The sequence below is a fragment of the Subsaximicrobium wynnwilliamsii genome (assembly GCF_007997225.1).
Lineage (GTDB): Bacteria > Bacteroidota > Bacteroidia > Flavobacteriales > Flavobacteriaceae > Psychroserpens > Psychroserpens wynnwilliamsii.
In genome coordinates, this window is sequence record NZ_VORM01000001.1 from 227,270 (window position 1) to 249,555 (window position 22,286).

Sequence of the window (22,286 nt, forward strand, 5' to 3'; positions counted from 1 at the left end):
TAATATCGTGTCTTCTAATCTTTAATCAAACCACAACGCAATATTCAAACAATCCGATGAGATCCCTAATATCGTGTCTTCTAATCTTTAATCAAACCACAACCTGGGATTGAAAGGTTAGAACCACGGTTCTAATATCGTGTCTTCTAATCTTTAATCAAACCACAACTGGGTGCTATTAGCGCAAATGCGGTATAATAATATCGTGTCTTCTAATCTTTAATCAAACCACAACGTTATAAGCATCAATGACCACGTAGATGAAATATCGTGTCTTCTAATCTTTAATCAAACCACAACCAGCAACATTAAATGGAGATTACGATGTGAAATATCGTGTCTTCTAATCTTTAATCAAACCACAACTTGTCAAAGCTATAAAATGGCAGTCTCAAGAATATCGTGTCTTCTAATCTTTAATCAAACCACAACGTATTCCCAGAGTTTGAGTATGCCGAGATAATATCGTGTCTTCTAATCTTTAATCAAACCACAACTAACGCTAATAACGTTGTGACCGGGAGCTTAATATCGTGTCTTCTAATCTTTAATCAAACCACAACTATAGTGCTATTATTAAATTGTACCATTTAATATCGTGTCTTCTAATCTTTAATCAAACCACAACGGTACTAATGAATATACTATTACTACTATAAATATCGTGTCTTCTAATCTTTAATCAAACCACAACTAAATACGTATCAGTCGCTATGTGGTAGTGAATATCGTGTCTTCTAATCTTTAATCAAACCACAACCTATATAATATCATCATAAATATATATTATAATATCGTGTCTTCTAATCTTTAATCAAACCACAACCTAAAAACGCCTAGTTATAAACGTCTTATGAATATCGTGTCTTCTAATCTTTAATCAAACCACAACGTATTCATCGTAATAGGTTTTTTAAAAGCAAATATCGTGTCTTCTAATCTTTAATCAAACCACAACTGAAGATCGAGCCGATGTATTTTATTGCCGAATATCGTGTCTTCTAATCTTTAATCAAACCACAACAACTCGGTCGCCTGGTGTTGCATTTAGGAAATATCGTGTCTTCTAATCTTTAATCAAACCACAACAACGCGGTCGCCTGGTGTTGCATTTAGGAAAATATCGTGTCTTCTAATCTTTAATCAAACCACAACCCCATTGCCGTAAGAATAAAACATCTTGCGAATATCGTGTCTTCTAATCTTTAATCAAACCACAACCGTAGGTAGATATTAGTTAATTAATCCAGAAATATCGTGTCTTCTAATCTTTAATCAAACCACAACCGCATCCTCTCCAAGTTTGTGAAAAACCAGAATATCGTGTCTTCTAATCTTTAATCAAACCACAACACATTATAATGCCGTTAAAACAGCTTTAGAATATCGTGTCTTCTAATCTTTAATCAAACCACAACCACCTTCCAATCGGGATGGCGCTCCTGTAAATATCGTGTCTTCTAATCTTTAATCAAACCACAACCTGGGACTTGAAGGCTAGTATTTCGGTTCCAATATCGTGTCTTCTAATCTTTAATCAAACCACAACCAACCATGACATTTTACGCTTCAGCGTTCAATATCGTGTCTTCTAATCTTTAATCAAACCACAACTGGGCTTTTTTAAATCAAGAAAAGGCTAATAATATCGTGTCTTCTAATCTTTAATCAAACCACAACCCCATCACTAATTGAAATTCGTAGGGGATTAATATCGTGTCTTCTAATCTTTAATCAAACCACAACGCAGAATGCTTGGATGCAACCGGCTTGAGAAATATCGTGTCTTCTAATCTTTAATCAAACCACAACGCAGAAACTGCGACCGAGTTTTTTAAGGAAATATCGTGTCTTCTAATCTTTAATCAAACCACAACCGTCAACAGCTGCCGGTGTCCTGGGTATTGAATATCGTGTCTTCTAATCTTTAATCAAACCACAACCAACCTCGTGCTATTAATGCATTTCTAGCTAATATCGTGTCTTCTAATCTTTAATCAAACCACAACCTGGTGCGATTGTCTTTAGATGCATTGCCAAATATCGTGTCTTCTAATCTTTAATCAAACCACAACCACAAGAGTGGCCATGCCCAACCAAATACTAATATCGTGTCTTCTAATCTTTAATCAAACCACAACTAGGTACGTATCAGTCGCTATATGGTAGTGAATATCGTGTCTTCTAATCTTTAATCAAACCACAACACTGTGTCGTGTGAATTGCTACAGTTACAAAATATCGTGTCTTCTAATCTTTAATCAAACCACAACTACATAACCGAAGACGATTTAAAGACCGAGAATATCGTGTCTTCTAATCTTTAATCAAACCACAACCAATTTGCGTGCAGGGTCTTTGGAATAAAAAATATCGTGTCTTCTAATCTTTAATCAAACCACAACTATTTCCTTAAACACTTTGCCTTCCGTAATAATATCGTGTCTTCTAATCTTTAATCAAACCACAACACGCACCAGCGCCACCAGAAAACCAATTTTAATATCGTGTCTTCTAATCTTTAATCAAACCACAACGCTTCGTATGGCTCAGGATCCTTGATGGGCAATATCGTGTCTTCTAATCTTTAATCAAACCACAACCTAATAAATCCCCTGTCGCAGTATCTTCTTAATATCGTGTCTTCTAATCTTTAATCAAACCACAACATCATCCCTGAACTTATTCGGATTTATTCTAATATCGTGTCTTCTAATCTTTAATCAAACCACAACAAATAATAGCCGATACCACGATGGTCGCACAATATCGTGTCTTCTAATCTTTAATCAAACCACAACATCTCTTAAAAGGTTTAATCAGATGCCAAAAATATCGTGTCTTCTAATCTTTAATCAAACCACAACACAAAACAGCTCATTGAAATAAAGGGTTTTAATATCGTGTCTTCTAATCTTTAATCAAACCACAACTAAGAACAACAAATTTAAATTAAAACAATAAATATCGTGTCTTCTAATCTTTAATCAAACCACAACAAAAACGATCCTCAATCAGAAATAACCCAAAATATCGTGTCTTCTAATCTTTAATCAAACCACAACCCTAAAATGTTTCTTTGTGGTTTCTAATGGAATATCGTGTCTTCTAATCTTTAATCAAACCACAACGCCAGTACTAAAATTAGCGGTTCAGATATTAATATCGTGTCTTCTAATCTTTAATCAAACCACAACCGCTAGGTAAGATTCAATAATTTCTTCTATAATATCGTGTCTTCTAATCTTTAATCAAACCACAACCACCCTTACAATATTCCCATTTAGTGGTTGAATATCGTGTCTTCTAATCTTTAATCAAACCACAACGGAATGCGTCCAAGCGTTTCAAGGCACAAAAATATCGTGTCTTCTAATCTTTAATCAAACCACAACCTTACCATGTTAGTGATCGCTTACACGAAAATATCGTGTCTTCTAATCTTTAATCAAACCACAACCTAAAAACTCCTCGAGATAAATTTTTTTTGAATATCGTGTCTTCTAATCTTTAATCAAACCACAACTATAGTACCGCAATCAAAACAGCTACAATGAATATCGTGTCTTCTAATCTTTAATCAAACCACAACAAAAACGATCCTCAATCAGAAATAACCCAAAATATCGTGTCTTCTAATCTTTAATCAAACCACAACATACATCACACCATCTATCTCATATACTCAATATCGTGTCTTCTAATCTTTAATCAAACCACAACAACGCGATCGCCTGGTGTTGCATTTAGGAAAATATCGTGTCTTCTAATCTTTAATCAAACCACAACCCCTATTTTGCCGCACTCATAGATTGCGATAATATCGTGTCTTCTAATCTTTAATCAAACCACAACACCTCTATGCCGATTGGACTAAAATAAAGAATATCGTGTCTTCTAATCTTTAATCAAACCACAACTAGTCTAAAGTAGGCTGTTCGTTTAACACGAATATCGTGTCTTCTAATCTTTAATCAAACCACAACCCATCAGCAGAGGTCATTACTCTATTTGTGAATATCGTGTCTTCTAATCTTTAATCAAACCACAACGTGGTGGACTTTATTCAATCGACAATGCTGAATATCGTGTCTTCTAATCTTTAATCAAACCACAACTGTTATACCGCCATTAACAGATCTTAGTTTAATATCGTGTCTTCTAATCTTTAATCAAACCACAACACAGGAGATGTGGACATTGAGCGTGCAGAAATATCGTGTCTTCTAATCTTTAATCAAACCACAACTTGCCAGAGAATTATTTAAACATGGGCATCAATATCGTGTCTTCTAATCTTTAATCAAACCACAACCATTGATTGCATTTGGGCGCACAAAAGATTAATATCGTGTCTTCTAATCTTTAATCAAACCACAACCACAATTTGTGCTTGATTGTTCAGACGCTGAATATCGTGTCTTCTAATCTTTAATCAAACCACAACAACAGGCAAGATGGTTTGAAATACCAAATAATATCGTGTCTTCTAATCTTTAATCAAACCACAACGGAAAATCATTTCGAAAATTTGAAAAGATCATTTCTCCGTTGTGGTTTGGTTGCTTAATAAACCCATTTATGTCAAAGAACTTTCCTCATATGGAAATCTTGTTTGAATTCATCTAACATTACTTCCCGGGATTGTTTTTTAGCAAAACCGTTTTGCTCGCTATTTTCATTCGCACAAAATCATAATACACTATTTGCTTTCGTGCTTATTTAATGAGATAATTGATGGCCTCACTTTTGCATTTGAACTCGTCATCTGCTATTTTATTTTTTACCATTCGTCATTTTGTTTGGTTAAGGAAAAGCTTTGCCGCGTCATGACTCAAAAAATTTATTTGATGTAAAATCACACTTTTCATTTTAGTCTTATTAAATTTTTACTATTTTTCCTGAAACAGAAACTTTGACTTTGATTGGATTAAACGTCAGCCATCCGGTCTTACCTTTACCAAAACTTTGAATTCTTCTAAAAACGTTGGAATTTGTATCTTTAATTTGTGTCGCATCTCTATTTAATCTAAATTCATAAAAATTAGATGATAAGGTTTGAACTTTAAATAAATAGTCATTAAGAAAAACATAATCAAGGTTTTCCCAATCAATCTCATCCTCGTTTAATCCCAAAAGAAACATATCGTTTATTTGCATTGCTGTAATTATTTCTATTCCATCTGGGGGCAATTGATATACAGGAAATCCCTTGCTTTTACGCTCAACAACTGTCCAAAATGTTACGACGTCTTCTTTTAAATTTCCTTCGTCATCTTTATAAATCAACACGTGATGGTTATTTCTAGGATTGACCCATTGATTCAGATCATCTTTCAACTGTTCTGCACCACCAATATTTTCCCGCATTCTCACTTTTAGTACGGGGACCGGATTTCCGTTTTTATTAGGTAAAAAGATTTGCGGCTGCTTGTTTCCATTTTCATCGACGGTAAAAAATGTTTCAAGAGGAATCTTTCCTTTTACAAAACCTCCCAATACATTAATTCGTTTAAAAATCAACTGTTTAATAGTAATATCTACAACCTTTTCCAATTGCTTTTCGGTTGTTAAACTATCAATTGGTTTCCTCACGTGAAAAGCCTCGTCGCTATTTGGAGCTTGTCTTTTGGCAAACACCGTTTCCTTGTGCAGCTGTCCACGAGCCGCTACTCCCTTGTTGGTGTACCTTTCGCCATTTTTCTCTGTTATATGCTTTCTTACGGTAAGAATAGATTTCGATTTCTTGTGAGAAACCAATATCCCGTCAACTGCTTTTTCAGCATCTTCCCTAAAGCTTTCCCACGGTTTAGGGAAATTATTGAGATCGTAAGACCTGTCATATCTATTCCACTTACTCAATTCTTGTAGATGGCCTCTTGTTGAACAAGCCATTACCAAAGCGTCAATGGCGTGATGACGATGATCGTCTCTGGTTTTAGTATCATCCTCTAAATTTAAAACCGAATTCAATCCCCAGTGATGCCTTAAATTTGAGGTCATTTGACCTGGTGCCACCATAACCTTGCTGCAAATTTTAGATAAATAATTATTGGCTTCTTTGCTTATATAGCGCGTATCATTAAGTTGTCTTGAGATGAAATCTGAATCGTGTTTTTGCTTTACAAATTGTTTGAATTTAAAATAAGCGCTTGGATAATGCGCCTTGTTTTTGAAACAACTTAATGCCTGTAGCTTAATTGCTTCCCATTTTTGTTCGCCCAATTTACCATAAAACTCAAAAGGGGTTAAATCACCCTTTGCCCCATTCTCATCTACAAAACAAAGCGTTTTATTCATAAAGCTGTCGTTTAAAGAACGACTCCAAGGATAAATATGTTCAATTTGAACTTCCCCACTAAACAATTGATTTACCTCAATGTTTCGCCCAGTGTATGGACAAGTTCTATTGCACTCTTCCCAAAGTTTATATTTTAAGATATTGACATGGGTTGGTCGTTGACCAATATAATCTAGCTCTGCCTTTACCCGATCATTTTCACGTTCCAAACGTTGCTGCTCCTTTCTAATGTCATTTCTTTTGGACTTTGATATTTTTAGGTCTCGCGCCAGTTCTACTTTAATTTCGTCTGGTTTTCCATAATCATCAATTATTTCATTGACTAATTTCCTAATTTCAAAAAGCGCAGTGATAACCACGGGGTTTTTAATACTTTGTATTTCTTTATCCGCTTCTGGGTTAACTGGCAACCTATCCAACAACTTAGTGATTTCAATATTGCTGCTGTGATGATAAAGCTTCGCTAATTCTTTGTCTGATAACTGGCTTTCTTTTTTTAGCATTTCCTTGAGATGTGCTATGTAACCGCCTTCGAGATTGGATCGCACAATTTCAGGAACATTATTCAGCATGAAATCCTCTTGTGGTTCCCATTTGATTCCCAGAGCGTTTTTCACACCTCCTAGTGCCACTGCTATATCATAAGTAAAACCTAATTTTAAAAATGGCAGCATATTACTAATGGCCTTTCTGCTTAGGTTGGCATAACCATCCTTCAAATTAAATTTTGAAATTTTCTCTGCCTTCTCCTCGTTAAACTCCCATCTTTCAAGAGCATATGCTTTAAGCTTATCCCGATCGTCAAAACTGTAGAGCACGTGCCAAATATCTTCTTGCTCCTTATCTGAAAAATCAAACCATGCCTTACCGAAGAATTTCTTATTTGATAGATTGCTTATGGTATGACTTCCATAAATAGCATCGTCATCCTTGTAATTAAACTGGTAATGCCCATCTAATTTGCCAATGGCTTTTCTAATTTCCTTAAACTTTACTTTCTCTTTTGAAAACAAGAGATCTAAAATCTTTTCTCTTTCTTCTGAATTTATTTTGACTTTCTCCCCAGCCAAATCACATTTGAGGGTATTGAGCCATTCGTAAATACGCCTCTGCTCATTAGGGATTGCGCTTATCTGGCATTTGGTCTTTTTTGGTTCAAGCGAGCAATTGCCAACCAGATGTTTTTGGGATCGCAAAGGACGTTGATGAAATAAAACACCATCTTCTGGGAAACCATCTTTTTTGCGGCCGCCATATATGGTTTTCAGCTCATCTGTAAGCTCACTGTGATACTGCTTTTGATGCTCCCATATGGCTTCAAACTCATCAATGTACATTTGTCGCGTGGTGTATCTATTTCTAATGCGCTCCAATTCATCAGTGAAAGGTGCATTTTCTTTGGGATATATCTGGTTCAAATAAGAGCCAAGTGTTTGATGATCTTCTATACTATTGGCAGTTTCTGCAATACCTATTTTTCCTGCCTTGGCATCGCCCTTAAAAATGACACTTTTCTCATTAGTCTCTGCACCAGCGCTCCTACTGTTACTTTGAAAACCGCGTCTTTGTATCATATGATAGAATATACGCCCAAGTTCATCCAAACTCACTTCTTCATTAATCGCTTTAGCACGCAATTGGTAAGGATTCAGTCTTAACCATTCTTGCAAATTTTTATTACTGAAGATCTCCTTTTGATTCCAAACTTTAACCATGTTATAATCAATAGGACACATATCGTGTTTTGCCAGCTCCCTTAATAAATACCGTTTGCGTAAACGACGTCTAAAAAACTGTCTTCTAACGCCCCTATCTTCCGTCCTGCTAGCATTTTTTGAGGTTTCTCGCCCCTCTCCTTCCCCAAGATTTACCACGCCTTCTGGGAATATCCTGCTCCCAATACCTAATATTTCTTTTTTTTCATCATCTATCAACGCCCACCCTATCGAGTTAGTGCCCAAATCCAATCCTAAAATTCTTGCCATGCTTTTCTTATTGATTTTAATGAAGGCTAAACTTAACGAAAAACTTTAAGACAAGTTACGTGGGATACCTCATTTGTATATTAAAAAATTTTCTTACATTTGAACCAGATTAAAACTTCTAATCTTTAATCTTATCACAATAAGGCTATATGCCGTAGATGAAAATCTTTAGTCCTGCTTCGGTGGGACTTTTTTTATTGTCTTTCTCTTATCGTTGCGCTACAGATTTCGCAAGTTTTCCATTTTGGCTTGGTAATGTAATGATTAGGCTCAATGCAATATATTTCAGTTTCAAAATTAACACCACCTGTATAACTTTGATACCAATCAAAAGATCGAATAGAATTTGAGAAGTTATCTTCTTCTTTTTGGACAATTTTCATGACAGATTTCTTTAGAGCACAAATATAATTAAATTTTATGTAGTGAGTAGATTATATTTTTATATATTTGCTGAACTCAATTCATCGTATCACTTATACATTGTAGTGAGTAGTTGTGTTTAGATAAAAATCTTATCACAATAAGGCTATATGCCGTAGATGAAAATCTTTAGTCCTGCTTCGGTGGGGCTTTTTTTGTTTAAAATATTGAAGTTTTGATTTTATGAAAATCAAAAAAGAAAATAAGGTTGAGGGTTGACGATTAGCGATTGACGATTGACGCTTGAAATTTAAAAAAAAAGTATAGAATGCAATCGTGAAGTAATGAAATTATAGATTTTTCAATGGAATGTAGCGATTTGCCTCTTGAGAAAAGCCAATGCAAGAAAATTAGTTAGTCTCTTGAATGCAAGCATTCTGGAACTTTTTAAAATCAAAAAAGCCGAAACTTTCGTTTCGACTTTTCATCTGTACTGAAGACGGGACGTGGCTCCGCCGAGTCCTATTTCAACATCTTGAGAAAAGCCGATCCATAAAAATGGATCGCTTTGTTGTTTTCAAAAAGTTTCCTTGAATGCAAGCATTCGGGAACTTTTTAAAATCAAAAAAGCCGAAACTTTCGTTTCGACTTTTCATCTGTACTGAAGACGGGACTTGAACCCGTACGTCCTAAACGGACATTGGATTTTAAGTCCAACGTGTCTACCAATTCCACCACTTCAGCAAATTGAAACCGCGTTTCAATTTGGTTGAACATAAAAGTGTACGTTCTTTGGTATTTTCAATAAAAAAAGAGCGAAAGACGCCCCGATAGCTATCGGGATTGAACCCCATGCCTACCGGCAGGCAGGCGCGACATTGGTCGCTGTGTTCTCGCTAAAAAATAATGTTCTCTTGTACAAGAAAATATTCAATATGAGCGAAAGACGCCCCGATAGCTATCGGGATTGAACCCCTGCCTATCGGCAGGCAGGCGCGACATTAGTCGCTATGTTCTCGCTAAAAAATAATGCTCTCTTGTACAAGAAAATATTCAATATGAGCGAAAGACGGGATTTGAACCCGCGACCCCCACCTTGGCAAGGTGATGCTCTACCCCTGAGCTACTTTCGCGTTGGCAATTTTACTAGACTTTCGCCTGTAATTGCGGTGGCAAATTTAAGACTTTTATCAGAAATGCAAAGCCTTTTTATTAAAATTTCTGCTTTTTTTTGGAAGCCGCTCCAGAAGAAAGAATCCAGATCAAAATCTTGCTCAGTAATCTATTGAGAACCCTGTCTTTAAAATCCTAACGTCGCACTCATCCTTAACATTCGGTAAAAGTCTAAACCTAACGTGACGCTACTATGCCCAATTTAGAACAACACAATGGCGTTTCCTGTTTAATCCCTATCGCGTTTTGGTTTATATATTTTGCAACTCAGACTTTTAGAGTCTCAACCATTAACCATGAGCCTTTTTACGCTTGCTTCTTCTTAACCAACATGCGTTTGATTTCATTTAATTTCATGAGCGCCTCAACAGGGGTCAAGGTATTGATATCTATATTGATGATTTCTTCCTTGATCTGTTCTAATAAAGGGTCGTCCAAATTGAAAAAACTCAACTGCATGTCATTGCTCAAGGTTTTGACTTTATTGGTCAATTCCTCGCTGCTATGGGATTTTTCGAGCTGCTTTAAAATCTTATTCGCCCTATGTATGACTTGCTGCGGCATACCGGCCAGTTTGGCTACATGAATCCCGAAACTGTGCTCACTGCCACCTGCTACCAGCTTTCTTAGAAATAACACATTGTCTTTCAGTTCTTTTACCGAAACGTTGAAATTCTTGATGCGGTCAAAAGTTTCAGTCATTTCATTGAGCTCGTGGTAATGTGTGGCAAACAAGGTTTTTGCGCGACTCGGGTGTTCGTGCAAATATTCACTAATGGCCCAAGCGATGGAAATCCCATCGTAAGTACTCGTGCCCCGACCTATCTCATCCAATAGCACCAAGCTTCGGTCTGAGATATTGTTCAATATGGAAGCGGTCTCATTCATCTCTACCATAAAGGTAGATTCGCCCATTGAGATGTTGTCACTGGCACCCACCCGTGTGAAAATCTTATCGGTTAAGCCAATGGTGGCAGCTTCCGCAGGGACAAAACTACCCATTTGCGCCAATAATACAATAAGTGCCGTTTGTCTCAAAATGGCCGATTTACCAGACATATTAGGCCCCGTGATCATGATGATTTGCTGTTTCTCGCGATCCAAATACACATCGTTGGCAATGTAAGGTTCGCCGTGTGGCAATTGCTTTTCTATCACAGGATGCCTTCCGTTTTTGATATCCAACGCGTAGGTTTCGGTAAGTTTGGGCCTGCTGTAATTATTTTCTGTTGCCAATTGCGCAAAGCCACAAAGCGCATCCAATTTTGCGATAAGGGTTGAGGTTTGCTGAACTGGCTTGATAAACGCTACCATGTCATTGATCAATTCAGCAAACAACTGCTGCTCAATCAACAAAATGCGTTCTTCAGCGCCCAGGATCTTGGTTTCGTACTCCTTGAGCTCTTCAGTAATATAGCGCTCTGCACTCACTAAGGTCTGTTTTCTAATCCAATCTGCCGGCACTTTATCCTTGTGGGTGTGCCGCACTTCAATGTAATACCCAAAAACGTTGTTGGAAGCAATTTTCAGCGAAGTTATGCCGGTACGCTCGGTCTCGCGCGCCAGCATTTTGTCGAGATACGATTTCCCGGAGGCAGATAGGCCTCGCAGTTCTTTTAATTCCGAAGAAAAATCGGAAGCAATCGTGTTTCCCTTTAAAATATTGACCGGTGCCTCTTCATTGAGGGTCGCCTTGATGCGCTGCCTTAGACCTTCACAGGCATCCATAGTTTCGCCAATGGCATTCAAAGCTGAATTTTTTGAAGCTGTAGCCAAACTCTTTATAGGCACAATGGCTTCGAGCGCATTTTTGAGCTGAACCACCTCGCGCGGACAGATTTTACCCGTAGCCACTTTGGAAATAAGACGTTCAATATCGCCAATTTGCTTCAACTGAAGCTGAAACTTGGACAACAAAATGGTTTCAGACTTTAAAAAACTAACCACATCATGCCGGTCTTTGATCTGTTCCAAGTTAACCAAAGGCAAGGCCAGCCAACGTTTGAGGAGCCTTCCACCCATGGGCGAAATGGTTTTATCAATCACATCTACCAGCGTGACCGCATTTTGGTTGTTGGAATGGTAAAGCTCTAAGTTTTTTATGGTAAACCGGTCCATCCAAACATGCTCCCCCTTGGTCAAGCGCTGTATGGAAGTGATGTGAGCCAATTTATGATGTTGGGTTTCACTGAGGTAATGCAAAATGGCACCAGCAGCGCCAATGCCCTCAAAAAGATCATCAATTCCAAAACCCTTTAAGGATTTGGTATTGAAATGCTTTAGTAAGATCTCATTGGCATAATCTTCCTGAAACACCCAATCTTCCAAAAAGAAGGCATGAAAGTCGTTGCCAAACTCGGCTTTGTATTTGTTTTTATTTGGTTTGGCCACCAAAACCTCACTGGGCCTAAAATTTTGAAGCAGCTTATCCACATATTCGGCATTGCCCTGGGAAATTAAAAACTCCCCGGTGGACACGTCCAAAAAAGACACCCCAACCTGATTGACACCAAAGTATACCGAAGCCAAAAAATTATTGGTCTTGGAATGTAAAATATCATCATTGAGCGCCACGCCAGGCGTGACCAACTCAGTGACGCCACGCTTCACAATGGTTTTGGTTTGTTTGGGATCTTCAAGCTGATCACAAATGGCCACCCTGCAACCCGCCTTGACCAGCTTTGGCAGGTAATTATTCAAAGAGTGGTGTGGAAAGCCCGCCAATTCGGTTTCCGTTTCACTGCCAGCGCCTCTTTTGGTTAGGATGATATCCAAGATCTTAGACGCTTTTACGGCATCGGCACCAAAAGTTTCGTAAAAATCGCCCACACGAAACAATAACAAGGCATCTGGATACTTGACCTTGATGGCGTTGTACTGTTTCATTAAAGGCGTCTCTTTTTTTGCTTTTTTGGCCAAGGGAATTGTGTATTTTTGTTACTGAAAATGTTTAGAATCACATTGCCGCTAAGGTACTTATATTTTGAGGCTTTCTAAAACGGAAGGCTCACAAGTTATTTACAATTGTTGATAATAATGGAGTTGCCATGAACGCCAAATTTTATAATGCTGTTGTTTGAAAATGGGTTGCCACAAACCTGCCTACCCACAAGTTCATGGCTAAAAAATTACCATTGGCAGCAAAAAGAAATCAATCAATTAGACCTCACAGGTTTTCAAAACCTGTGAGGTCTCTCAAAAGCCAATCATGCGTAAACTAAAAAACGAAGAGCTCGACCGACTAGAGGTTGCAGAATTTAAAACTGCTGAAAAGACGCCTATCATTATTGTTTTGGACAATATTAGAAGCCTCAACAACATTGGTTCCGTTTTTAGGACCAGCGATGCTTTTTTGATTGAAAAAATCTATCTCTGCGGGATCACCGCCACACCGCCGCACAACGACATTAGGAAAACGGCGCTCGGCAGTACCGAAACCGTGGCTTGGGAATATGCTGAACACACCCTGGAGGTCATCAAAAACCTTAAAAAAGACAAGGTGCACATCTGCGCTATCGAGCAAGCCGAACACGCCACGATGCTCAACGATTTCAAACCTCAACAACAAACAAGGTACGCCTTGGTGTTTGGAAATGAAGTAAAAGGCGTGGCGCAAGATGTGGTAGATGCCAGCGATACCGTTTTGGAAATCCCTCAGTTTGGGACCAAACACTCGCTCAATATCTCGGTAAGTTGTGGGGTTGTGGTTTGGGATGTGTTTTCTAAATTACAGCTGCTGTGAGGTATTCCTAGAGACCGGAGACGGAATAATGAATACTGAATATGGAACGCTGAATGTTGAAGTTGGCTTTACGATTGACGATTGCTGATTGCTGATTGCTGATTGCTGATTTTTGATTTTTGAACTCCATTTCGTTTTCAAATTCAAATTCAAGTTCAAGTTCAAGTTCGACTTCAACTGAAGACTGAAGACCGAGAACCGAGAACTGAATCTCGAAGTTGGATTCACGATTAACGATTAACGATTAACGATTGCTGATTGCTGATTGCTGATTTTTGAAGTTCATCTCGTATTCAAATTCAAGTTCAAGTTCAAGTTCGACTTCAACTGAAGACTGAAGACCGAGAACTGAGAACTGAATCTCGAAGTTGGCTTTAGGATTAACGATTAACGATTGCTGATTGCTGATTGCTGATTTTTGAAGTTCATCTCGTATTCAAATTCAAGTTCAAGTTCAAGTTCAAGTTTGACTTCAACTGAAGACTGAAGACCGAGAACTGAGAACTGAATCTCGAAGTTGGCTTTAGGATTAACGATTGCTGATTGCTGATTTTTGAAGCTCATCTCGTTTTCAAGTTCAAGTTCAAGTTCAACTTCAACTGAAGACCGAGAACTGAGAACTGAGAACTGAGAACTGAATCTCGAAGTTGGCTTTACGATTAACGATTGCTGATTACTGATTGCTGATTTTTGAAGCTCATCCCGTTTTCAAATTCAAATTCAAGTTCAAGTTCAATTTCAATTTCAAGTTCAAGTTCAAGTTCGTTTTCAAGTTCAAGTTCAAGTTCAGCTCAAACTATCTGCTCCAAAACCCATAGATAATCCTTCCGGTTATTCACAAAATCACGTTCGGAAATATCGATGATCTTGACTTTGAGTTCGGTTTGGTTTTTAAGGAAGTCCAAGTAACCCGAATTGATTTTATCCAAATAGTCATCCTCGATGTTTTGCTCGTAATCGCGACCGCGTTTTTTGATGTTTTCCTGTAAACGTTGGGTATTTTGATACAGATAAATGTAGAGATCGGGCTTAGCGATGTCTTTGTACATGAGGTAAAAGAGCCTTCGGTAGAGTATGAATTCATCTTCTGGCAAAGTGATTTTTGAAAAAATGAGTGACTTATAGATGTCATAATCACTCACGATAAAATCCCGAAACAGATCCAACTGCGAAAGATCATCGCTAATTTGTTGGTAGCGATCGGCCAGAAAGGACATTTCCAAAGTGAAGGCATAACGCAGCGGCTCTTCGTAAAACTTGGGTAAAAAAGCATTGTCGGCAAAGCGCTCTAGAATGAGTTTGGCATTGAAATCCTTAGACAGTTGATGCGCCAAGCTGGTTTTACCGGCGCCAATATTCCCTTCAATCGCGACGTAATTGTATTTGGAAAAGTCATATTGTTTTGCGGGATTCTTCAGCCAAATATTGATGGGCTCAATGCTACTTTCATCCAAACAGGTTTTTAGCAAATCGCCAACCGTTTGTTGCAATTGCGGATGCTTCAGTTTTGCAGCAATATCCTGCAGTGGTTGCAGCACAAATTTACGATGTTGCAGTTGCGGGTGCGGCACCTTTAAATCTTCCGTAGCAATAATTTCGGCATCAAAAAACAGGATGTCCAAATCGATGCATCGCGATTGATAGGTTTCAGAAGAAGTGCGTTCCCGCCCCATTCTGCTTTCAATGGCTTGGAGTTTTTGCAGCACAATTTCCGCAGAAAAAGTGGTTTCCACCAAAATACAGGTGTTCAAAAAATCGCCGCCCTCAAAGCCAAACGCTGGTGTTTCATAAACCCTAGCGATGCTGTTGACGTTTCCAATTTCAGAAAATATCAAATTCACGGCGTCCTGCAAGAGCTTTAATCGGTCGCCTTTATTGCTGCCAAGGGCGATGTAAACATGGTGGTTTGAATTCATAATCGGGATCAAAATAAAGAAAAGATTTTGGGTTTGCCTTATCTTTGCAACAAGTATTTATTCACAATTTATGACCTTAAAAGACAAACTTGCCGCACAAAAGGCCTATTTATTTTTAGCTGCACTGTTTATCACCTCCTTAGTTGTCTCGAATCTTATATTTCAGAAATTCTTTTATTGGCACCCCTTCGAACTTGAGATCTTTGGCAGCAAACTTTTTGAGATTTCTGTAGGCGTTTTACCCTATCCCGTTACCTTTTTGATAACCGATCTCATTAGCGAAATCTATGGCAAGAAGCGCGCGAACCAAGTGGTGATCGCGGGTATTTTCGCTTCCATATTTTCATTGCTCATCATTTTAGTGTCAGACTTGGCGCCTGCCACCTCCTGGTCTTTTGTAGATGATGCCACCTTTAGCCTCGTGTTTGGGAATTCGGCCATTGCGGTATTTGCCAGCATGATCACTTACCTCTTTGCACAATTTGTGGACATACAGATCTATCATTTTTGGAAACGGGTCACCAAGGGTAAAAAACTATGGCTTCGGAATAACCTCTCGACCTTCTTCTCACAATTTGTGGACACCTTTACCATTATCCTACTCCTTTCGTTTTTCGGGATCATCCCATGGGAAAATTTTAAGGGCTTATTGATTAGTGGCTTCCTGTTTAAAGTAATCATCGCCTTGCTGGATACGCCATTTCTCTATTTAGGCGTGTACCTTTTCAACAGGCGCTTTAAGCTGAAGAATAACGAAGAACTTGAGATGCTCTAAGCGGTTTTTAGGTTATTTCTTCATCTATTAAGCGGGCTTTTATTTTCCTTATCCTTTATGATGCTTCAAACGATGAACTTTGAACTTTAAATTCGAAGAACGAACTTTTGACCTCTGAGGTATTGGTCATGGCTCTGGAATCTAGAATTTGGAATTTGGAATCTTGAATCCTGAATCCTGAATCTTGATTCCCCCAAAGACTTCCTCTTAGCTCAAGTATTATAACTATTTTAGGGAAAGTCAAAGCCTAATAATTTACCTTTACGGCCTAAATCTAAAATAGATACGACCTACAAATACTTCCATCCATGAAAAAAGTTCTTAAAGTCTTAGGCATTAGCATTCTTGCCATTTTACTGTTATTGATCATCATTCCGTTTGCATTTCAGGGGCAAATCAAGGACATGGTTAAGAAATTTGTCAATCAAAACCTCAACGCCAAAGTGGAGTTTAGCGATGTAAGTCTAAGCTTTCTACGCAGTTTTCCACAAGCACACGTAACCGTGGAAGATTTGCTCATCACCAACTTTGCGCCTTTTGAGGGCGAAACCTTTATGAGTGCCAAGGACATCGCTTTTACCATGTCTATCAAAGAACTTTTCAAAAATGCCGATGAAGACCCTATTGTGGTCAATTCCATTGCCATTGATGAAGCCCTGCTTACGCTCAAAACAGATGCTTTTGGGAATGTCAATTATGATATTACCAAGCAACCGGAAGCTTCCGGCGCAACGCAAACTGTGGATACCGCCAACAGCAGTTTTAAATTTGATATTGAAAAATACACCATAGACAATTCCGCAGTGACCTATTTAGACGCGGTTTCCAATACGCAATTATACATCACAGAGCTCAATCACCAAGGCAATGGCATTTTTTCCGTAGAAAAATCGGAACTGGATACCAAGACCAACGCCAACGTGAGCATGACCATTGACAGCACGCAATACCTCAACAACAATAAAATAAAGCTCGATGCCCTGATTGGTTTGGATTTGGAGCAGCAGAAATACACCTTTATGGATAATAAGGGCTACATCAACCAACTGCCTTTAACCTTTAACGGCTACGTACAAATGCTGGATGAAGGCCAAATGATTGACATCAGCTTTGAGAATCCGGGCTCGTCTTTCAAGGATTTCTTGGCGGTAATTCCTGAGGAATATTCTAAAAACATCGAAAATGTAGAGACCAGCGGCGACTTTAAGGTAAGTGGTTTGATCAAAGGTAAAATTACCGAAACCACCATCCCAAACTTGGACATTAGCATCAAATCAAGCAATGCCTCCTTTAAATATCCCGATTTGCCAAAGCGCGTGAGCAACATCAGCATTGATACTGAAATCAAGAACACTACCGGAAATGTGGATGACACTTATGTGAACATCAACGCGCTCGATTTCATGATTGATCAAGACCGGTTCAAATCTTCTGCCACCATAAAAAATCTTACCGCGAACATGCTCGTCAATGCCAATATTGATGGGGTGCTCAATCTCGCCAACCTCAGCAAGGCCTATCCTATCGATTTTGACAAGGAGTTGAGCGGGATTTTAAAGGCAAAACTCAACATGGCCTTCGATATGGATGCCATTGAAAAGAATGCCTACGAGCGTATCAAAGCCAACGGAACCATGAGTGTGAGCGATTTTGTATTTTCTTCGGAAGACTTGCTGCACCCGATACAAATCAATACAGCCGACTTGAATTTCAACCCGAGCACGGTGACGCTCAACAACTTTATGGCGAAAACCGGAAGCAGCGACTTCAGCGCCACCGGGACTATCAACAATTTATTGGGCTTCTTATTGAGCAATAAACAGCTTCAGGGCACTTTCAACTTGAGTTCCAACACCTTTGTGCTCAATGATTTCATGACCCAAGATGTGGCCGCTGCAGAAAATCCTTCCGAAGCTTCAGCGCCAGCATCCAAAACCTCAAGTGCTAAAGATGCGTCGATTAAAATACCCGACTTCTTGGATTGTACCATCAACGCCAATGCCAAAACCGTGATCTATGATAACTTGACCTTGAAGGATGTGGAAGGGAAATTAACCATAAAAGATCAAGAAGTCACACTTCAAAATTTGACCTCCAGTATTTTTAAGGGTATTTTGGCGGTTACCGGAAGAGTCTCCACAAAGACCGATACGCCCACCTTCAACCTTGATATTGGTGCCGACGGATTGGATATTTCCCAATCCTTCCAAGACATGGATTTACTGCGGAATTTAGCACCCATAGCAAAATTTGTTGAGGGAAAATTGAACTCCGTTATTAGTTTACAAGGGACGCTCAACAACAGTTTCTCGCCAAATATGAACTCCATATCTGGCAGCGCATCTGCCGATTTGTTGACCACGCAAGTACAGCCCCAAGCAGGCTCGGCGTTGAGTAAATTGGAAGGCGCCTTAAACTTCATTGATTTTAGCCAATTGGATAATAAGGACATTAAAGTGGATTTGAATTTCGCCGATGGCAAGGTCAATGTAAAACCCTTCAATCTCAATTATAAAGACATTGGTATTGCGGTTTCCGGCTCCCACGGCTTCGATAAAAGCTTAAATTACAATGCGGTGTTTAATGTACCCGCCAAATATCTAGGCAGTGAAGTGAACCGATTGATTGGTAAAATCAACGAGAATAATGTCAATAATTTAACCATCCCCGTAACCGCCAATATAAACGGCAGCATGACCAGCCCGCAAATCACAACCGATTTGACCAGTGGCATCACCAATTTGACCCAACAGCTTATTGAAATCGAAAAGCAAAAATTAATTGGTCAAGGCAAAGATAAAGTCAAGGACCTCTTGGGCGGCTTACTCAACGGCAACCAAACCAATACCACAACCGACTCTACAAAAACCGTTACAACAGATAGCACCAAGGTAAAAACCGATCCCGTAAGAGAGGGCGTCAAGGACATTTTGGGCGGCTTATTGAATAAGCGTAAGAAAAAGGCAGACAGCACTAAAAGCAAGCAAAATTAGGGGCAAACGTTAATAAAAGCATAAATAATCGTCTTTTTTAGCTAATTTTTGTATTTGTAGATACTATTATTTGCTTTTGTCAAAATAAAAGTTAGATTAGACTCTTGCGAACTTTTTAAAACTAGATAGAATAGATGAGGCAATTAAAGATTACCAAGCAAGTCACCAACCGTGAATCCAAGTCGTTAGACAAGTACCTACAAGACATTAGTAAACTCCCAATGATTACCGCCGAGGAAGAGGTGGAATTGGCGCAACGCATTCGAGAAGGCGACCAGCAAGCTTTAGATAAGCTCACCACCGCTAACTTGCGTTTCGTGGTATCTGTTGCTAAGCAATACCAAAACCAAGGCTTGACCTTACCCGATTTGATTAATGAAGGTAATGCAGGTTTGGTAAAAGCAGCCAAACGTTTTGATGAAACCCGAGGCTTTAAATTTATCTCCTACGCCGTTTGGTGGATTAGACAAGCAATTTTACAAGCTTTAGCAGAACAATCTCGAATAGTTAGATTACCTTTGAACAAAATTGGCTCGATCAATAAAATCAACAAGGCTTTTTCTTATTTAGAGCAAGCCCATGAACGACCACCAAGTGCCCAGGAAATCGCCAAGGAATTGGATATGACGCTTTCTGAAGTCAAGCAATCGCTTAAAAACTCAGGCCGTCACTTATCTATGGATGCACCGTTAAAAGAAGGGGAAACCTCAAGCTTATACGATGTTGTGAAATCTGGCGAATCACCAAATCCCGATGCGGAATTGATGTTGGAGTCCTTGAATGTTGAAATTAATCGTGCATTGGATACCTTATCACAAAAGGAGAGCGATGTGATTCGTTTGAATTTTGGGTTGAGCAATGAGCCGCCAATGACTTTGGATGAAATTGGATTGACGTTTGATTTAACAAGAGAACGTGTAAGACAGATTCGTGAAAAAGGCATCAAGCGTTTGAGACAAGAATCGAAAAGTAAAATATTAAAAACGTATTTAGGATAAACCTAAAATCGAGTTAACCACAATTAAAGTTATGATTAAAATTTTAGTAAAAGACGGAGAGAGCATTGAGCGCGCACTAAAGCGCTACAAGAGAAAACATAGAAACGTTAAGACGATGCAGAACATTCGTGAAAACCAGTTTTTCACTAAGCCATCTGTAAAACGCAGACGCGAAATCCAAAAAGCGGGCTATATCCAGAACTTGAGAGATCAAGAGGATATCTAAAGCGTTTAGTTCTCATATATCATTTAAAAAGCCTCACTTCTTTGGAAGTGGGGCTTTATTAGGTTTAAGTTTTAGAGGTTCATATTTTACCCATAACAAAGTGCTGCTAGAAAAAATTATTTGGTTTTATAAAACTGCAATTGCTCACAATCCATACACCCATTATCATCTATTTGAATTAATAACTTAGATTTTATAGCTCCATCAAGATATAATCTATAATTTTTTAATATTATCTTACCTTTAATATATTTATTAGAAGAATTAATCAATGTAAACTTATCTGAAATGATTAATTTATCGTATTTGTAAATATAAACACTGTCTCTATCTACGATTATTTTTGTAGCCTGTGCATACTTTTTATTGTGATTTGGCTTTAATAAGAATGTGCCTTTGAAAAGTTCGTAAACATTATTTGTAGTTATGTTTTGATTGATGCTATGTATCCTGTCCCAAACATAAAGATTAATCAGACTGTCTTTGCCTGCTAAATCCCTATAATCTTGAATTAATAATGAATCGGTTGACTTACCTGTTTCTTTTTCTAGAATTGAGTAAAACTTGTAAATTGGGTCGTTTTTAAACGTCTCATTTGAACTTAAAATACTGTCGTATTTCTTTTCTATTTCTACACAAGGATCAATAGTTCGCTTTTTCTGACAGGAAAAACATACTATCAAAGTAATAATTATTAGCTTTTTCATAATTCAATTACAGTTTATACCGTTATTATCGTACTCATTAATTATGATATTAATATATCTATTGTAAGTCCTTAATGCTTCAGGAATATCGGCTTCATCAATATCTACTTGATTTTTAAAGTTTTTCCAGGCATCGGTAAATTGACTGATTTCTCCGTTCTCGTCAGATGTAATTCTTAATCCTGACCAAGACAGGGCTTCATAGAATTCTTCGGCATTCGGTCTTGTTGTGCCTTTTGATAAATCGTAGGCTTTCATTACATCTATGAGTGTGTCTCTATAAAACGCAGCCATTTGGTTATGGTGCGCTAAAGTAAGATCAGGATATAGACCCCATGAAATGATGTCGCCCATAATATTCTGAGTATATTCTCTATTACCATAACGTAATGTAAAATCCGCAATTCCCAAAAAATTATCTTGAAGCTCAGTATATTCCTCTAATGAAATGATGTGATAATCATCTACCAATTCTTTCAATTTCCTATAAAGTTCAGCATGTATTATCTCGTGGGCAATAGTCTGGACCATTACTATATTACTTACATGGGTAAGAGATTGACTATTCAGGTTAATAAAGGCTGTATCTTGGTTCGCATTTAGACCCGTATTTCCCGTATTGCCCCAATTAGTATTGCTGAACATGCCCCATTCTAAGTGTAAAACAGGGGAAGTAGGCTCAAATTTCTTGATTAATTTACTTATTTTTTCCGTTGCGACTATATCATCTTTAATTGCCTTTAAACAGGTTTGTTCTTGAAAAGCAACTGTTTCAGTGATTTCAACAAATATTTCTAATTCGTAATCAACAATATCATTATCATCAGGATCTGAATTAAGGATTTCCTCTATAAAATCCTTAGCCTCCTCACTACAACCACCCTCAACAACAAGATAAGAATAGATATCCCAATACTGTTGTGCTGTAAAATTATAAGACGCAACATTATAGGACGGGGTCAAACCGCTCTCTTCTGTTTCAGAGCTAGAGGCGTTATCGTTCAAACAGTCATCGATGCGTAAAGTGGTCTTGGTGCTAACGGGCGTAGAGTAGGTTGTCTCATCTTCAGTGTTGTTGTTTCCATCGTTATGGGGAGGGCCAGTACC

The 22,286-nt window shown here is 38.3% G+C and carries 12 protein-coding genes, 2 tRNA genes and 1 CRISPR repeat array (1 of these 15 cut by a window edge); of the genes, 5 read left to right on the forward strand and 9 right to left on the reverse strand.

Annotation, left to right across the window (positions count from 1 at the left end; genetic code table 11):
* Positions 1 to 4,512: direct repeats of the CRISPR family, unit length 36 nt; unit sequence AATATCGTGTCTTCTAATCTTTAATCAAACCACAAC (it extends 196 nt beyond the left edge of the window).
* Between the two features lie 369 nt (positions 4,513 to 4,881).
* The 5 genes from cas9 to mutS form a co-directional block, all read right to left on the reverse strand.
* Positions 4,882 to 8,286 (reverse strand): type II CRISPR RNA-guided endonuclease Cas9, encoded by a 3,405-nt coding sequence (cas9, locus tag ESY88_RS00965; protein WP_147084980.1) that lies wholly within the window; start codon positions 8,284 to 8,286, stop codon positions 4,882 to 4,884.
* 194 nt (positions 8,287 to 8,480) lie between these two features.
* A complete protein-coding gene (locus ESY88_RS00970; RefSeq protein WP_147084981.1) occupies positions 8,481 to 8,669 on the reverse strand; it encodes a hypothetical protein in 189 nt (62 codons plus the stop codon).
* Positions 8,670 to 9,308: 639 nt separating this feature from the next.
* Positions 9,309 to 9,393, reverse strand: a tRNA-Leu gene (locus tag ESY88_RS00975).
* A 317-nt stretch (positions 9,394 to 9,710) separates the two neighbouring features.
* Positions 9,711 to 9,782 (reverse strand) — tRNA-Gly (locus ESY88_RS00980).
* 346 nt (positions 9,783 to 10,128) lie between these two features.
* The gene (mutS, locus tag ESY88_RS00985; RefSeq protein WP_147084982.1) at positions 10,129 to 12,741 is read right to left on the reverse strand and encodes a DNA mismatch repair protein MutS; all 2,613 of its coding nucleotides are present in this window, start codon (positions 12,739 to 12,741) and stop codon (positions 10,129 to 10,131) included.
* A 289-nt stretch (positions 12,742 to 13,030) separates the two neighbouring features.
* Here mutS and ESY88_RS00990 point away from each other — a divergent pair, with 289 nt between their 5' ends.
* Positions 13,031 to 13,564 (forward strand): RNA methyltransferase, encoded by a 534-nt coding sequence (locus ESY88_RS00990; RefSeq protein WP_147084983.1) that lies wholly within the window; start codon positions 13,031 to 13,033, stop codon positions 13,562 to 13,564.
* A 387-nt stretch (positions 13,565 to 13,951) separates the two neighbouring features.
* Here ESY88_RS00990 and ESY88_RS20810 read toward each other — a convergent pair whose 3' ends face one another.
* A complete protein-coding gene (locus tag ESY88_RS20810) occupies positions 13,952 to 14,128 on the reverse strand; it encodes a hypothetical protein (RefSeq protein WP_189702481.1) in 177 nt (58 codons plus the stop codon).
* 227 nt (positions 14,129 to 14,355) lie between these two features.
* A complete protein-coding gene (folK, locus tag ESY88_RS00995) occupies positions 14,356 to 15,480 on the reverse strand; it encodes a 2-amino-4-hydroxy-6-hydroxymethyldihydropteridine diphosphokinase (RefSeq protein WP_147084984.1) in 1,125 nt (374 codons plus the stop codon).
* 70 nt (positions 15,481 to 15,550) lie between these two features.
* Between folK and ESY88_RS01000 the strand changes: the two genes are divergently transcribed.
* The 4 genes from ESY88_RS01000 (at position 15,551) to rpsU (ending at position 20,472) form a co-directional block, all read left to right on the forward strand.
* Positions 15,551 to 16,255, forward strand: coding sequence for a queuosine precursor transporter (locus ESY88_RS01000; RefSeq protein WP_147084985.1), 705 nt, complete (start codon positions 15,551 to 15,553; stop codon positions 16,253 to 16,255).
* 308 nt (positions 16,256 to 16,563) lie between these two features.
* Complete coding sequence (locus ESY88_RS01005) at positions 16,564 to 19,248, forward strand: AsmA family protein (protein ID WP_147084986.1); 2,685 nt, start codon at positions 16,564 to 16,566, stop codon at positions 19,246 to 19,248.
* A gap of 134 nt (positions 19,249 to 19,382) precedes the next feature.
* Entirely contained in the window at positions 19,383 to 20,246 is an 864-nt protein-coding gene (locus tag ESY88_RS01010; RefSeq protein WP_147084987.1) for a sigma-70 family RNA polymerase sigma factor, read from the forward strand.
* A 31-nt stretch (positions 20,247 to 20,277) separates the two neighbouring features.
* Positions 20,278 to 20,472: a 30S ribosomal protein S21 gene (gene rpsU / locus ESY88_RS01015; RefSeq protein WP_026754628.1), complete on the forward strand. Its 195-nt coding sequence runs from the start codon at positions 20,278 to 20,280 to the stop codon at positions 20,470 to 20,472.
* A gap of 116 nt (positions 20,473 to 20,588) precedes the next feature.
* On the opposite strand, the gene ESY88_RS01020 is transcribed toward rpsU, so the two are convergent.
* Both ESY88_RS01020 and ESY88_RS01025 read right to left on the reverse strand, forming a co-directional pair.
* Positions 20,589 to 21,179: a hypothetical protein gene (locus ESY88_RS01020; protein ID WP_147084988.1), complete on the reverse strand. Its 591-nt coding sequence runs from the start codon at positions 21,177 to 21,179 to the stop codon at positions 20,589 to 20,591.
* 3 nt (positions 21,180 to 21,182) lie between these two features.
* On the reverse strand, positions 21,183 to 22,184 hold the full coding sequence (locus tag ESY88_RS01025; protein ID WP_147084989.1) for a hypothetical protein: 1,002 nt from the start codon (positions 22,182 to 22,184) through the stop codon (positions 21,183 to 21,185).
* Positions 22,185 to 22,286 lie beyond the last annotated feature (102 nt).

Coding starts and splice junctions, on each gene's coding strand:
- cas9 (WP_147084980.1), bottom strand. CDS start 8,286: ATGGCAAGAATTTTAGGATTGGATTTGGGCACTAACTCGATAGGGTGG.
- ESY88_RS00970 (WP_147084981.1), bottom strand. CDS start 8,669: ATGAAAATTGTCCAAAAAGAAGAAGATAACTTCTCAAATTCTATTCGA.
- ESY88_RS00990 (WP_147084983.1), top strand. CDS start 13,031: ATGCGTAAACTAAAAAACGAAGAGCTCGACCGACTAGAGGTTGCAGAA.
- ESY88_RS20810 (WP_189702481.1), bottom strand. CDS start 14,128: ATGAGCTTCAAAAATCAGCAATCAGCAATCGTTAATCCTAAAGCCAAC.
- folK (WP_147084984.1), bottom strand. CDS start 15,480: ATGAATTCAAACCACCATGTTTACATCGCCCTTGGCAGCAATAAAGGC.
- ESY88_RS01000 (WP_147084985.1), top strand. CDS start 15,551: ATGACCTTAAAAGACAAACTTGCCGCACAAAAGGCCTATTTATTTTTA.
- ESY88_RS01005 (WP_147084986.1), top strand. CDS start 16,564: ATGAAAAAAGTTCTTAAAGTCTTAGGCATTAGCATTCTTGCCATTTTA.
- ESY88_RS01010 (WP_147084987.1), top strand. CDS start 19,383: ATGAGGCAATTAAAGATTACCAAGCAAGTCACCAACCGTGAATCCAAG.
- rpsU (WP_026754628.1), top strand. CDS start 20,278: ATGATTAAAATTTTAGTAAAAGACGGAGAGAGCATTGAGCGCGCACTA.
- ESY88_RS01020 (WP_147084988.1), bottom strand. CDS start 21,179: ATGAAAAAGCTAATAATTATTACTTTGATAGTATGTTTTTCCTGTCAG.